Genomic DNA, 14211 nt, shown 5'->3' on the forward strand with positions numbered 1-14211 from the left:
TCTCAGGCGAACGGCACCCACGCCTGCGTGGCCAGCCCGTCGATCCGGGTCACCTGGACCCCGCCCGCCGAGACCGTCCACAGGTCGTCGCCCACCACGAGCGCCCGCCGCACGCCGGGGTCGTACGCCTGCCCGGACGCGTGCTGCACCGTGCCCAGCGACGTGAACGCGTTGTCCCGCAGGCGAAGCACCAGGACGCCGCCGGAGATCTGGCCGGACGGCTTGTCCATCGTCGCGTAGGACACGACCGGCACCACCAGCAGGTCGCGCTGGGGCCAGTACAGGAACGCGTGCGGGTCGTACTCCACCTCGGAGCTGCCGCCCGGCACGTGGTGGTTGGCGATGCGGGTCGGCGCGGCGGCGTCGCCCACGTCGAACAGCGACACCTGCGTGCCCTGGACGCGTCCTTCGTCGGTGGCCTCCTGGCCCACGCCGATCAGCTTCTTGTCGCCCGCCGGGTGCAGGTAGGCGGAGTAGCCGTTGATCTTCAGCTCACCGACCTTGCGCGGCTTGGCCGGGTCCGACAGGTCCAGCGTGTAGAGCGGGTCGGTCTGCCGGAAGGTCACCACGTACCCGAGCGGGCCGACGAACCGGACGCTGTAGATCCGCTCGCCGACGCCCAGCCCGTCCACCTTGCCGACCTCGACCAGCTTGGCGTCCGCCCGCTTGAGCACGGTCACCGCGCTCTGCGAGGCGGCCGGCTGCTCCGGGATGCCCGGCGCGGTGAACGCCGTGGTCGCCACCCGCAGGTGGCCGTCGTGCTCGGACAGCGCGTACTGGTTCAGCGGCGAGCCGGTGACCTGGCCGGACGCGACGTGCCGCGGCGGGCCGGGGCGCGAGATGTCGAACTGGTGGATGGCCGTCGTGGTCGGCGGCGCGGGCATCCGGTTCTGGTTGGGCACCAGGTGGTGGTCGTCGGCGATGTAGAGCGACTTGTCCGTGCTGTAGACGGTGTCCCCGTCGGCGACGATCGAGACCGCGTCACCGGACCCCAGCTCGCCGGGGAAGTCGAAGGTGAGCACCGACAGCATCGAGGTCGCCGAGTGCTGCTCGGGGTGCCGGATCCGGTCGCACGCCACCAGCGAACCGGCCGTGCGGGACCCGTCGGCGGCGGTCAGCTCGTACTTGGGCAGCCACGCCTCGATCGGGGCGGTCGCGGCGATCTCCTGGTTGCGGATCAACGACTCCGCGTCGCCGCGCCCCTCGCCCGGGTAGACCCACGGCAGGCGCGTCCCGGAGTGGACGACGACCCGCACCACGTCGCCGACCTGCCGGGCGTCGATGTAGCGGCTGTCCAGCTTCAGCGTGCCGACGACCTTCGGCGCGTCCTTCAGGTCGACCATGGTCAGCGTCGCGCCCTCGGGGGCGAACGAGCCGGGCGCGAACCCGGGGTCCGCCATCACGCTCGACCCGGCGATGACCAGGGCGCGGTCGCCCCGCATCAGCAGGTGGGTGGCGAACCCGGCGGGCAGGTCGAGGGTGCCGGTGAGCTTGCGCGAGGCCACGTCCACCACGCGCAGCTTGCCGTCGACGACCGTGACGACCCGCTTGCCGTCGGTCTTCACCAGGTCCGGCTCGTCGACGCCGGCCTCCTGCGCGTTGGTCTTGGAGTGCTCGGGCGCGGCCTGCTCGTCGGCCGCCGACTTGGGCACCGCGACCCCCGCCCGGCTGTCCTCCATGACGCTGAAATTCCGCGTCCCGGCCAGCCCGTACACGCCGACGTACGGGGCCATCGCCGCCCGCAGCTCCGACAGGGCGGCGTCGCACGACTGGTACGAGACCAGTTCGACCGGCACGGCGCGCACCGGGACGGACTGCCGCACGTCGAACACCACGGGCACGGTGGACGCCGTGCTCACCACCACCACGAGGGCCGCCCCGCCGAGCAGCGCCGCCCGCCTACCCCAGGTCCATCGCGTCATGTCCCCAGGACGTAGGCGACCGGCGGGCGCGTTGCACAGCGGGCCGATCGGCCTCGCCCCGGTGGACGTGATTGACTCGGCGCGGACTTCACACCCAATCACGAGGAGATCGCTCATGACCAAGCCCGTGGTCGAACCGCACGACGGTCCGGCGCCCGCGGACCTGGTGGTCGAGGACATCACCGTCGGCGAAGGCCCCGAGGCCACGCCGGGTCAGCTTGTGCACGTGCACTACGTCGGCGTCGCCCACTCCACCGGCGAGCAGTTCGACGCCTCGTGGGACCGCGGCGAGGCGTTCTCGTTCCCGCTGGGCGGCGGCCGGGTCATCGCGGGCTGGGACCGGGGTGTGGCCGGCATGAAGGTCGGCGGCCGGCGCAAGCTGGTCATCCCGGCGCACCTGGGCTACGGCGACCGGGGCGCGGGCGGCGCGATCAAGCCCGGCGAGACGTTGATCTTCGTGGTGGACCTGCTCGGCGTGAACTAGGCCCCCGCACGGCCCGGTTCCGCGCGGAACCGGGCCGTGCGCCACCACGTCACTGAAGGAAACGGGACAACCAGGGGGGAAGCTGCCGTGCCAGAGGACATCGGCGGGTCGGAGCGGATGCTCGAGCAGTGGCAGACGAACATCGAGCAGAAGGCCCAGCGCTACCAGCAGATGGCGGAGCTGGTGCAGGGCCGGTCGATCACCGAGACGTCCAAGGACGGCCTGGTGCGGCTGACGATCGGCTCGAACGGCATCCTGACGAACCTGGAGATCGCCGAGCAGGCGGCCGGCAAGCGGATGGCCGAGGTGTCCGCCGAGGTGATGCGCACCCTTCAGCGCGCCCAGGCCCGGATCCCGGAACTGCTCCAGCAGGCCATGGCCGAGACCATCGGCACCCAGGACGAGACGGCGAACGTGCTGTTCAGCGAGGCGAAGAAGAACTTCCCGGCCCCGCCGGCCGAGGACGTGCCGCCGCCGGTGAACCGCGAGCTGAGCTTCGGCATCGACGAGGAGCCCGCCCCGCCGGCCCGGCACCGCCAGCAGCCGCCGCCCCCCGCACCCCCGACCCGCAGGCCACCGGGCCGCCGGCCGGAGGACGACGACGACTTCGGCGGCCAGTCGTTCCTGTCCTGAGCGCTCCGGGCTCGGCCGACCGCCCGACACCCGCGACTCCCGGCCGTTAAGATCAGCGGCACTTGCCCGGGGGGATCCGAAGGGGTGTTCGACGCATGAGCCAGCCAGCCACACCGCTGTCCGAGCAGGAGCAGCAGCAGCTCGTCCGGCGGATCGGCCGGGCCATGCTGCCGGCGTTCCCGCCGGGGTGGCAGCGGGTGCGCGCCGAGTACCGGGCGGCCGGCCGGCACATCGAGGTCGACCTGGCGTTCGCCGGTCCCGACGGCCAGTGGCGGCAGGTCCGGCCCCCGATGGAGGTCGTGCAGCTGTTCGGGCAGCTGCGCGCGGGCATGTACGCGGCGGACCGGGGCACGTGGCTCAGCGCGGTCTACGAGCTCGAAGCGCCCGCCGCGTTCGCGGTGGACTTCAACGCCGAGGACGAGCCGCGCTGGCGCAACCCGCCGCCGGTGATCGGCTTCCAGGACGAGCTGCGCACGTTCCCCCGGGCCGACGAGCGCATCCCGGACTGGCTGCGCCACCGCGTCGGCCTGCCGCCCCGGGTCGAGCCCGTGCCCCCGGGCGAACTGCGCACGGCGAACGTCTACGACGGCCGCGACGACACCGGCCGCCCGATCGTCAACCGGCCGTCCGTGGACCCGCAACTGCGCGAAGCGCTGCTGACCTACCTGGAAGCGGCCCCGGTGGTCCTGGCGGCGCGCAACCTCGACGCGGACGAGTTCGCCCCCGGCGACCAGGACGTCCCGCTGAACTTCCGCACCGACGGCACGTGGATCTGGGCCGGCGCCGTGCCGCACTACCTGCGCAAGCACGGCCTGCCCCCGGAACCCGCCCTCGTCCAGCACATCCACGACCGCGCGTTCCAGCTGTCCGAGGTGGACGAGCCCACAAAGGACCGCGCGGTAGCCCTGATCACCGGCGACTAGTCGCCAAGCCCCGGCTCCACCCCCGGAGTTCCCCGGATTCCCCGCCAGGCGATCCAGGCCCACCCCACCAGCACCGCGACCCCGCACCACACGTACGCGTTGCCGACGACCTGCTGCCACCACGCCCAATCACGCTCGACGTCGTTGTCACGCGGGAACAGCCAGTGCGGCCCCACCGCGAACACCGCCACCACCAGCGCCGCCACCACCCGGTAGCGCAGATCGGTCCGGCGGGCCGCGCCCAGCAGCACCAGTCCCGGCCCGATCCACACCCAGTGGTGCCCCCACGACACCGGCGAGATCAGCAGGCCCGCCACCGCCACCGCCAGGAACGCCGTGAGGTCGTCCCCCGCCCGGGAGAACCGGGCCGCGACGAACCACGCCAGCCCCACCACCACGAGGCCGAGCAGCACCCACGTCACCACCTGGGCGCCGTCGGGCAGGCCCAGGCGCGCCAACGTCCCGCGCATCGACTGGTTGCTCGCGTAGGTCAGCCGCCCGACCCGGCCCGGGTCCAGCAGGGCGTGCAGCCAGAACCGCTGGGCGTCCGACGGCATGACCAGGAAGCCGATCACTCCGAAGACCAGGAACGACCCGATCGCGGTCAGCACCGGCCGCCACTCCCGGCGGGCCACGAAGAACAGCGCGAACGCCGCCGGCGTCAACTTGATCGCGGCGGCCAGGCCGATCAGCGCGCCGCGCGGCACGAACCGGCGCGGCAGCAGGCAGTCCACGATCACCAGCACCGCGAGGATCAGGTTGATCTGCCCGAACCACAACGTTTCGCGGATCGGGTCGAACACCGACACCACGGCCGCCGATCCGAGGCCCCACAGCAACGCGCGCTGGTTGCGGCCGTGCACGCGGACAGCGGCGACCAGGCACACCGCCGACAACGACAGGACGTTCACCACGGCGATGCCCACGATCGCCACCGGCAACGGCACCAGCGCCACCAACGCGAACACCAGCACCGCGATCGGCGGGTAGGTGAACGGCAGGTCCGGGCCACCGATGGGCACCGCGAAGCCGTCGACGTAGACGGGGAAGCCGTGCAGCCACGCCTCACCGCCCGCCCGGTACACGCGCAGGTCGAGTGACCAGCCCAGCGGTCGCACGGCCACGTTGACGACGTTGGCGAGCATGACGAGCGCCCAGCCGATCAGCACCCATCGCCCGCGAGTGTCGAGCCGGACCGGCCCGGAGGCCGCCGCAGTAGTCACGCTTCTCCCCTAACCACCAGGTGCGACCGGCATCGTAACGAGCGGCCGGATGAGTCCGAGGTCACCATGCCTCGGCCTCCCTTGTTTACGTAGAGTCGCGAGATGTGCGCACACAGTCGATGGTTTGGGACATTCGGGGCATCTATGCGCACAAGGGCGCACGATCGGGATACCCTGTGCGCATGAGTCCCGCGCTGGAGGCGGTTTTGGCCAAGGCAGGCCTACAGGTCACCCCCGACGAGTTCCTGTCCCTCGTCGCGGACGCGGCCAAACGACTCGCCCCACCGCACCCGGACCCGGCCGGCTACTTCACCCCGGACCAGCGCGAGGCCCTCACCGAGGCGGGCCTGGACCTGAGCCCGCACCGCACCGAGGACGACCAGCCCCGCGCCCGCACGGTCGTGGCCCACGCCGTGCTGCGCGACTCCGCCATGACCGTCGCCGAAGCGGCCCGCCAACTGGGCGTCGACACCAGCCGCATCCGGCACCGCCTGGGCGTGGGCAGGCTCGTCGGCTGGAAGGACCGGGGCGCGTGGCGGCTGCCCGCGTGGCAGTTCGCCGGCAACGGCGTCCTGCCCGGCCTGGAAGCCGTCCTGGCGGCCGTGCCGAACGACCAGCCGGCCCTCGTCGTGGCGGGTTTCATGACCACCGACCAGGAAGACCTCCTGGTGGAGAACGAACGCATGTCGCCGAGGGACTGGCTGCTGGCCGGCGGAGACCCCCGCCGAGTAGCGGACCTGGCCACCCGACTGGGCACGCCGGCCTAGCCACCATCACCTCCCCGACAGGATCCGCATGTCCCGGCTCCCCCAGCCGCCCGCTCCTGCCGTGCTCCAGGCCAACCTGCGCCGCACCGAGGACGTGGTGGCCGTGCACCGCGCGACCAGGCTCGTCAGGATCTTCACGGCGAAGGGCCTGCACCCCCAACGCTGGAACAGCTTCCGCTACACCGGCCCCCTGCCCCACGCGAGGTTCGACACCCAACCCCCGTCACCGGACGGCGCACCGACCCACGCGCACGACCACGGCGTCCTCTACTTCGGCCTGACGGTCCGCACCAGCATCGCCGAGGTGTACCAACAAACCTCCGTGGTGGACCGCCGCACCAGAAGCCCGTTCCTGGTCATCCTCCGCCCACGCAGAACACTGCGACTACTCGACCTCGCGGGCCTGTGGCCGACCAGGGTGGGCGCTTCCCAGGAAATCAGCGCAGGCCCGAAACACCTGACCCAACAATGGGCCAGAGCAATCAGAGCCGCCTACCCAGAACTGGACGGCCTCTGGTACCGCTCGTCCATGGACTCAGGCGCCCCCGCCGTCTGCCTGTGGGACCCCCCAGGAGCAACAGGTCTCCCACCAGCACCGGACGTCCTGCTACCACTGGAACACCCCGGCCTGGACCTCCCCCTGGCAAGGGTGTGCGAAGAACTGAACTACACCCTCCTAGGCTGACAAACACAAAAGAGGCCAGCCCACCCCCCACCGAGTCGTGTTCTCCCCGTAGGGCTTACCGCATTTGGTGCGGGGTCACGACCTGCGCAAACAGATTTTGATCTTATTTTTCCAGAGCCCGTGCTACGCGGGTCAGTCTGTCCGATGCGGACCGTTCCGGCGTCTACACGGCCTCTGCGAGGCAGAGGTGACGTAGACCCTGCACGGAGGGGTCCTCCGGTGGCCGAGGTGGGTTGTAGGGGCGTAGACCACCCGGGATGCGGACGGGGGCCACGGGTGCCGGCCTCGTCGTGGCGCACGGAGGGCGTTCGTCTGTGCGCCTCTGCTGCGGATTGCGGTGCATCGACGGCTGGAAGCGTCGCCGTTGCTGTCGGTGGACCTGCGGAGGTGGTGGCGATGGTTGTGACCGGGGACGGTCGTGGGGCGCCGGACGGGCATGTCCGGGTGGACGCGGTGGTCATGATCAAACGTGGTCGACACGCTTCTTCCGGGTCCACCAGCCAGCGCTACACTCGGTAGTCGATGGTCTCGTTTCCGTGGTCAGGAGGATCGGTGTGGCAGACATCGTTGAGACCGGCGGCGGGCTTCGGGCTGTGAGGCCCAGCGCGCTCTCCTTCGCTGACGCCAGGAAGCGGGCGGGGTTCACGCAGGAGCGGTTGGCTGAATTGCTGAACGTGGACCGGTCGACCGTCGTTCGGTGGGAGAGGAACGAGCGGGAACCTTTGCCGTGGATGCGACCCAAGATCGCCAAAATGCTCGGAATACCGCTGGGCGCATTGGGTGAAATCTTCGCGGAGGCTTCTCAAGCTACGGCGGGCAAAGCAGGGGACGCTGCGGTTTTGCTGTCCGTCGAGATACGGCGACTTCGCGGTGAGGCTGGCCTGAGTCAGCCGGAACTGGCTGTGCTCGTCGGCTACACCAGGCAATATATCTCCATGGCTGAGCGGCCGCAGAAGAATCTTCCGTCCCTCGACCTTGTTCGCGCACTGGATGCCGCCTTGGGGGCCGGGGGGACGTTGGTCGCGTTGCGGGAGGGGGCGAAGAACGAACAGCGCGCACGGCGTGAAACCCTGATCCGTAGGGCTGTCTCGCCGATCTCGACGCTGGCGGACGCAAGCCCGGCAATGCCGACTCCGGCGGCGGTCCTCGAACTTCGGGACGCGTTGACCGAATACCGATTCGACGTCCCCGGACGTGGCCCTGCCGGTACGCGTGGCGCGTACGCCGAGTTGCGTGATCTGAAGAGGGATCTCAAGGCGGCGTTCGATGCCTATCAGCAATCGCGTTTTACGATTGCCGCGAGTCGTGTGTCCACGCTTCTGGCGGATGTGAGACTGGTTTCCGAAGAGTGCTCCGAATCGGATCAGGACGAAGTCTTCGGTGTGCTGGCGCTCTCTTATCAGGCGGCTGCATCGGTGCTGGTGAAGGTCGGTGAGGCCGACCTCGCGTGGGTGGCGGCCGAGCGGGGCCTGACCGTCGCCATGAGGTCCGGCCACCTGGCTGTACAGGGGTCCCTTGTTCGCTCTGTGGCGTTCTCCCTGTTGTCCACCGGGCGACTGGAACCGGCCATGCGCCTGATCGATTCCGGCGCGCGCCTGCTGGAGCCGGAGATCGGCAAGGGAAGCACGACTCTGTCGGTCTACGGGATGTTGTTCCTCGCGGGCGCGATGGCCGCTGCTCGTTTCGGCGACAGCGCGAGGACGGTCGACTACCTCCACGAGGCGAGCAGCGCGGCAGACCGCCTGGGGCGTGACGCCAACGACCTGTGGACCGCCTTCGGGCCGACCAACGTGGCGATCCACCGGGTGAACACGGCGGCGGAGTTGGGTGACATCAAGACGGTGCTCGATTCGACCCTGCAATTGGATTCCCCGGTCATCCCGATGGAGCGTAGGGTTCGATACTTCCTCGACATTGCACGCGCCCACAGTCTGGTCGGTCACCACGAGGAAGCACTCGGTACGGTGATCAAGGCGGAGAGGATGGCTCCTGATCACGTTCGGCAACATCATCTGGCCAGGAAGGTGGTCGCGACGCTGATTCAGAGTTCTCCGAGGAAATCCGGTGTAGAGCTTGAGAAGCTCGCGCAGCGCGTCGGTATTGCGATGGCGGTGTAATGACGGACCCGGCCGACAACTTTGCGACACCGCGCCTTGCCGCCGGTGCCCTCTTCGTCCGGGACAACGCCTTGCTACTGGTCCGCAAGACCTACGGCAACGGGTGGGACATTCCCGGCGGGTACGTGGACCGAGGCGAGTCGCCTGCCGCCGCTTGCGAGCGGGAAGTCCGTGAAGAGTTGGGATTGAATCGAACGGTCCGGCGTCTGCTGGTCCACGATTGGGCACCGAACGAATCGGAAGGCGACAAAGTCCTCTACGTGTTCGACTGCGGCGACCTCGGCGACGACGAGCGGCGAATCCGGCTCGACGGTATCGAACTTGCCGAAACCAACTGGGTCACGGTCGACAGGCTTGGAGAGTACGTAGTTCCACGACTTGAACGACGACTCACGCAGGCGCATCACGCCTACACGACCGGCGTGACTCTGAATCTCGAACACGGCCAAAACCGGAAGTGACGAGCAGACACTTTCTCTGGAGCCGACTACTAGTCCGAAACTCTGCCTCTAGACCGGGAAGACTCTCCCACTAACTTTCTGACCTGCGACTACCCTTCTCATGGCCACGACGCATGGCCCCGGCCCCGTAGGGCACCAAATGTGGCTAACCCTATGGCCTGCGCGCAGCGAACCGCGCTTGAGCAAGTAGTGCAAGCACGCTTTCCGCTTGCACTACCTACTCAAGGGTGGTTGTCTCCCGACCAGGCCATACGGGGAGAACACGACGGCCCTTCCCCCGGCGGCCTGCCCAGCGGCGAGCGTCGCTTTTCGCTCTTCGCTCTTCACCTCTCGCGCTCTCCGCTCTCCGCTTTTCACGCGCTTCGCTCTTCACGCGCTTCGCTCTTCACGCGCTTCGCTCTTCGCTCTCTCGCGATTCGCTTCCCAGCCCCAGCCGTCAACGACTGGCAGCAGCCCGCCGCCGAGGTGCCGACAGGAAGCGCGCGTACCGGACTTCCGGCAGCTCCTGCTCCCCCAACTCGTACCGGTGCACCAGCCCGTCGTGCCGCCAGCCGTGGGCCTCGTAGAACTCCCGGCTGCGCGCGTTGTCCTGGAACACCCACAGCACCGCGTAACGGAACCCCTGCTCCATGAGGTGCCGGACCCCTGCCTCGTGCACCACGTGACCGGCCCCGGTCCCCCGGTACCTCGGATCCGCATAGATCGCGACCAGCTCGCCCGTGTTCAGGTCGGGGTGCGAGTCCTTGGACTCGCGGACCGCGTCGACCGAGCAGTACGCCCCGATCCGCCCGTCGTCGCCCACCGCCACGAACACCCGGCTGGGCTCGGGCAGTCCGAGCACCCTCGACCAGGCAGGGAGCCGGCTCTCCGGCAGCATCCGGTCCAACACCGGGTCGTCCACGATCCCCCGGTACGAGTGCTGCCAGGCATCGACGTTGATCCTGGCGATCTCGGGCGCGTCGTCAGGCCGGCCGGCCCGCACGGTCCACTGCATTCGGTGAGCGTGCCCCACAGCCTGTCCGGTTCGCTAGCTTTCCACCAACTCCGGAAAGCACAGCACCCCTCACCTGAACGCCAACCCACGCCCAACCCACGCCCCACGCGACGCCACACCCCACGCGACGCCGCACGCCACGCCCCTACACCAACTCCGGCAGGACCCGCGGCTCGCCCGAGCACACGTACCCCGCGTAGCTCGCCCCCTTCGCCGAGAACCGGCTCAGGCGGAAGCTCGACGGATCCAGCTCGTGGAACCGCGTGAGCACCACGTCGTCGAACAGCCGCTCGGAGATCACCAGCACCAGGTCGCTGTCCCCCTCCGCCAACGTGCGGCGCACGACCCGTGAGTCGAGCAGCCGGCACGTCACGATCGGCGCCTGGCCGACCAGGCCGAACCGGCCGGCGGTGAGCGTGCCGCAGTGCATGGCGAGTCTCATCCGCAGAGGCGTGCCCGCCCGCCGCAGCTCGCGCAGCGCCCGTGCCACGCCTTCGGTGAAGTGCCCGATCACCCAGGCCGCGTCCGCGTCGGCGGGCAGCACGGCCAGTTCCCCGTCACCGCGCAACTGGCGGTACCACTGGGAACGGTCCAGTCCGGCTTCGTGGGCGGCTACTTCCAGCACCTCGCCCAGTCTCGACTGCACCAGCGACTGGTCCAGTGCGTCGAGCTTGCTGTAGCCCTCGACGTCCACGGCCACCACGAGCCGGTAGACCAGTCCGTCGAGTGGTGTCACGGTGTCCAGCATCACCAGCACAGCATCGCCCCGGGTTCGCGGAACAACTAGCGGTATCACCGGGTTTCCGACCAGTCGTACGCGATACTGCTCAACACCTCGCGATCCACGATCGTGATGGTCCGGTACCCCATCCGTATGACGCCGCGATCACGCAACGAGCGGAGTTCCTTGCGCGCGGTGTCTTCTTCCGCCCCGACCAGGGCACCGAGTTCCCGTTGGGTGAGACCGAGGTCGAGCGTCACGCCTTCCGGCACGGCCCGTCCGTACCCGTCGGCGAGCTCGTCGAGCACCCGCGCGAGGCGGACGTACGCCGGGTAGCCGTTGAAGTCGGTTCGGCGCTTGTCGGCCCAGCGCAACGTTTGCATGATCATCCGGGTGAGGGCCAGGTTCGCCTCGGGGAACCGGCCCAGGTACTCCCGGAACAACACCGACGAGATCACCCGGACGTCGGCGTCACCGCACACCGTCACGGTCGCCGAGCGCGGTTCCCCGCTCAGCGCGGCCATCTCGCCCACCACGTCGCCGCCGACCTTGATGCTCAGCAACGCGACGCGGCCGTTCTCCAGCGTGACGGTCGCCTTGACGACCGCCCGCACCAACAGCACCACGTGGTCGGACTCCTCCGCTTCGCGGAGCATCACCTCGCCGCGCCGGTAGACCTTGGGCACGCCCAGGTCCAGCAACGCTGCCCGGCTCTCAGGGGACAGCAGGTCCAGCAACGTCCCCGCGGGCCACGTGCCGGCGCGGGGTGTAGGAATCACGGTCATGGTCGACCTCCTCGCAGGACCCCAGTGTCCCGCGATCCGCCGCCCCGCTCAGCGGTTCGACCGGCCTGAACCCGATCCGCCCAACTTCACCGCGTCCGGCTAACGCCAACCACCCCACCGACGACGCAGCCTGGCCTCCGGCCCCCAACACAATTATCCCACCCACCACCGACAACCACGCCACGCCTCACGCCACGCGCCTCACGCCTCACGCCTCACGCCACGCGCCACGCGCCACGCGCCACGCGGCACGCGGCACACGGCACACGGCACACGGCACACGGCTCGGACAGCATCCCAAGCCGCACCCACCGCCCACGAACCGCACTCACCACGCACGAGCCGCCCCGCCGCCGCACGCGAGACGTCAGGACAGGTGCCGACCCCACCACTCAAGCACCGCGTCGAACCGCTGCTTGCGGTGGCGGGGCTTGCCCGAGCGGGTGAGTTCGTGGCCTTCGCCCGGGAACAGGAGCATTTCCGCTTCCACCCCGTTGCGGCGCAATGCCACGAACATGCGCTGCGCCTGCTCCAGCGGGCAGCGCCAGTCGTGCTCCGAGTGCACCACCATGAACGGCAGTGACACCTTTTCCGCGTACGTCAGCGGTGACATCGCCCGCTGCGTCTCCAGGCTCGGGCCGCAGTACGCGTCCGTGAAGAACCAGCCGATGTCCGACGACCCCGCGAACGAGTCCCACGCGTTGACCGCGCGCTCGCTCCACGCCGCGCGGAACCGCTCGCCGTGGTGCGCGGCCAGCCACGACGTCATGAAGCCGCCGTAGGACCCGCCCATCACCCCGACCCGGTCCGCGTCCAGGTCCGACCGCTCCAACGCCACGTCGAGCACCGACAGCACGTCGTCCACGTCCACGGTCCCGAACGCGCCGATCACCGCCTGCCCGTGCGCCTGCCCGTACCCGGCCGACCCGCGCGGGTTGGGCAGCACCACCGCGTAGCCGGCTCGCGCGTACACCTGCGCTTCGTCCCAGAACCCCCACCCGTGGTACATGAACGGCCCGCCGTGCACCGCCAACACCACCGGGTGCGGTCCTTCGCCTTCGGGCAGCACCAGCCACCCGTGCACCGGGTAACCGTCCGACGCCGCACCGCTCAGCTCCACCGCCGGCCGCAACGGCAACCCCGCGCCAAACGACGTCAGCACCCCACCACGGTCACCGCCACCATCACCACCACGGCCACCACCGTCCCCACCGAGACCGCCGACCTTCACCACCTCACCGGTGTTGTCGGCCCACGACACGACAGCGACCACGACATCGCCGTCCGCGGCGAACGACTTGACCTCCGCCCGTTCACCGGCCAGCAGTTCCAGCTCGGACAGCGTCCACTCGAACCCGTCCAGCGGCACCCGCCGCAATTCCACCGCGCCACGATTGCGGATCGCGACCAGCACCCCGTCGCCCACCACCACGGGCGGTCCGGCGAGCTTCTCGCAGTCGACCGTCTCCACGTCCGTGAGCCGGGTCAGCGAACCACCGGAGTACCGCCACAGGCTCGTGTTCCGCGCAACGCTGTGCACGCCCGCGAACTCGTTCGCCAGGAACACCACGCCGTCGGACCAGGCCACCGGGCAGGACGCCTGGCCGCGCGACTGCACCAGCAACGTCGGCTCGCCGCCGGCCGCCGGCACCGTGTACAGGTCGGTGTGCAGCGTCTCCACCGCGCCCAGGTCCCGGTCGGCGACGAACACCAGCGCGGAACCGTCGGCCGTCCACGTCGGGTCCGACACGTCGAACGCGCCGTCGGTCAGCTCGACCGGCGCGGCACCGTCCAGGCCCACGGTGAACAGCCGGGGCGCCCGGTCGGTGGTGAAGCCGATGTCGTCGAACCGGTAGTCCAGTCGCAGGATGTGCCGGGCGGGCTCGGCGTCCGGCGTCGGCGCGTCCTCGCCCTCGACGGCGGACGTGCCGTACCGGCCGGGCTCGGGCACGCGCGCGGTGAACGCGAGCCGGGTCGAGTCGGGCGACCACACCGGCGCGCCCGCGCCCAGCTTCAGGTCGGTGAGCTTGCGCGCGTCGCCACCCGTCGCGGGCATGACGTGCAGCTGCGGCGCGGACCCCTTCTCCACGACGCGGAGGAACGCGACCCACTGCCCGTCCGGCGAGATCCGGGGGGCCAGGTCGCGCTCCGCCCACGTCCAGGGCCGGGCGCCGCTGCCGTCCAGCGGCACGGCGCTGAGCCCGCCGCGGTAGGCGTTCGCGGCGACGTCCGGCGTCTGGACGTTGACCAGGACGAGGTCCCCTCGAACCGACACGGAGCCGGGAAGGGTCAGCGACTGCAAGTCATCGGGGCGCACGAATCAGGACGTTACCGCAGAACTCTTTAGCAAGGCTCACGAGAATTTGACGCTCACAGTTTCCCGAAACGACTCTCCGCCACCACTCGATCACCTAACGACGCCCACCCACCCAGAACACCCGACCCCCTCAAAAACACGCCCTCCGAACGCCACCACCACACACCCGACAAGCCCTC

13 protein-coding genes are annotated in these 14211 nt (G+C 69.8%); 7 read left to right on the plus strand and 6 right to left on the minus strand.

Translation table 11 applies throughout. The features are described from left to right. Positions 1–2: 2 nt before the first annotated feature. Positions 3–1922, minus strand: a complete 1920-nt coding sequence (locus BN6_RS32115) for a beta-propeller domain-containing protein (RefSeq protein ID WP_015104011.1) — start codon at positions 1920–1922, stop codon at positions 3–5. Positions 1923–2037: 115 nt separating this feature from the next. Between BN6_RS32115 and BN6_RS32120 the strand changes: the two genes are divergently transcribed. The 3 genes from BN6_RS32120 (at position 2038) to BN6_RS32130 (ending at position 3962) form a co-directional block, all read left to right on the plus strand. Then, a complete protein-coding gene (locus BN6_RS32120) occupies positions 2038–2406 on the plus strand; it encodes an FKBP-type peptidyl-prolyl cis-trans isomerase (RefSeq protein WP_015104012.1) in 369 nt (122 codons plus the stop codon). Between the two features lie 87 nt (positions 2407–2493). Then, on the plus strand, positions 2494–3039 hold the full coding sequence (locus tag BN6_RS32125; protein WP_015104013.1) for a YbaB/EbfC family nucleoid-associated protein: 546 nt from the start codon (positions 2494–2496) through the stop codon (positions 3037–3039). Between the two features lie 95 nt (positions 3040–3134). Then, a complete protein-coding gene (locus BN6_RS32130; protein WP_015104014.1) occupies positions 3135–3962 on the plus strand; it encodes a hypothetical protein in 828 nt (275 codons plus the stop codon). On the opposite strand, the gene BN6_RS32135 is transcribed toward BN6_RS32130, so the two are convergent. After that, a complete protein-coding gene (locus BN6_RS32135; protein WP_015104015.1) occupies positions 3959–5185 on the minus strand; it encodes a glycosyltransferase 87 family protein in 1227 nt (408 codons plus the stop codon). The genes BN6_RS32130 and BN6_RS32135 overlap by 4 nt on opposite strands. Before the next feature lie 182 nt (positions 5186–5367). Between BN6_RS32135 and BN6_RS32140 the strand changes: the two genes are divergently transcribed. From BN6_RS32140 to BN6_RS44525, 4 genes are all read left to right on the plus strand, one after another. Further along, positions 5368–5952, plus strand: a complete 585-nt coding sequence (locus tag BN6_RS32140) for a hypothetical protein (RefSeq protein WP_015104016.1) — start codon at positions 5368–5370, stop codon at positions 5950–5952. A 28-nt stretch (positions 5953–5980) separates the two neighbouring features. Then, positions 5981–6637, plus strand: a complete 657-nt coding sequence (locus tag BN6_RS32145) for an RES family NAD+ phosphorylase (RefSeq protein WP_015104017.1) — start codon at positions 5981–5983, stop codon at positions 6635–6637. Between the two features lie 554 nt (positions 6638–7191). Beyond that, a complete protein-coding gene (locus tag BN6_RS32150) occupies positions 7192–8754 on the plus strand; it encodes a helix-turn-helix transcriptional regulator (protein ID WP_051075819.1) in 1563 nt (520 codons plus the stop codon). Continuing rightward, positions 8754–9215 (plus strand): NUDIX domain-containing protein, encoded by a 462-nt coding sequence (locus tag BN6_RS44525; protein ID WP_015104020.1) that lies wholly within the window; start codon positions 8754–8756, stop codon positions 9213–9215. Before BN6_RS32150 ends, BN6_RS44525 begins: the two co-directional genes overlap by 1 nt. Positions 9216–9651: 436 nt before the next feature. Here the strand turns inward: BN6_RS44525 and BN6_RS32160 are convergent, their stop codons facing one another. The 4 genes from BN6_RS32160 to BN6_RS32175 form a co-directional block, all read right to left on the minus strand. Then, positions 9652–10209: a GNAT family N-acetyltransferase gene (locus BN6_RS32160; RefSeq protein ID WP_015104021.1), complete on the minus strand. Its 558-nt coding sequence runs from the start codon at positions 10207–10209 to the stop codon at positions 9652–9654. A gap of 145 nt (positions 10210–10354) precedes the next feature. Beyond that, positions 10355–10945, minus strand: coding sequence for a hypothetical protein (locus tag BN6_RS32165; RefSeq protein ID WP_231904808.1), 591 nt, complete (start codon positions 10943–10945; stop codon positions 10355–10357). 56 nt (positions 10946–11001) lie between these two features. Continuing rightward, positions 11002–11715 (minus strand): Crp/Fnr family transcriptional regulator, encoded by a 714-nt coding sequence (locus BN6_RS32170; RefSeq protein WP_015104023.1) that lies wholly within the window; start codon positions 11713–11715, stop codon positions 11002–11004. Positions 11716–12082: 367 nt separating this feature from the next. Beyond that, complete coding sequence (locus tag BN6_RS32175) at positions 12083–14032, minus strand: S9 family peptidase (RefSeq protein ID WP_015104024.1); 1950 nt, start codon at positions 14030–14032, stop codon at positions 12083–12085. Positions 14033–14211 lie beyond the last annotated feature (179 nt).

Source organism: Saccharothrix espanaensis DSM 44229 (genome assembly GCF_000328705.1).
Lineage (GTDB): Bacteria > Actinomycetota > Actinomycetes > Mycobacteriales > Pseudonocardiaceae > Actinosynnema > Actinosynnema espanaense.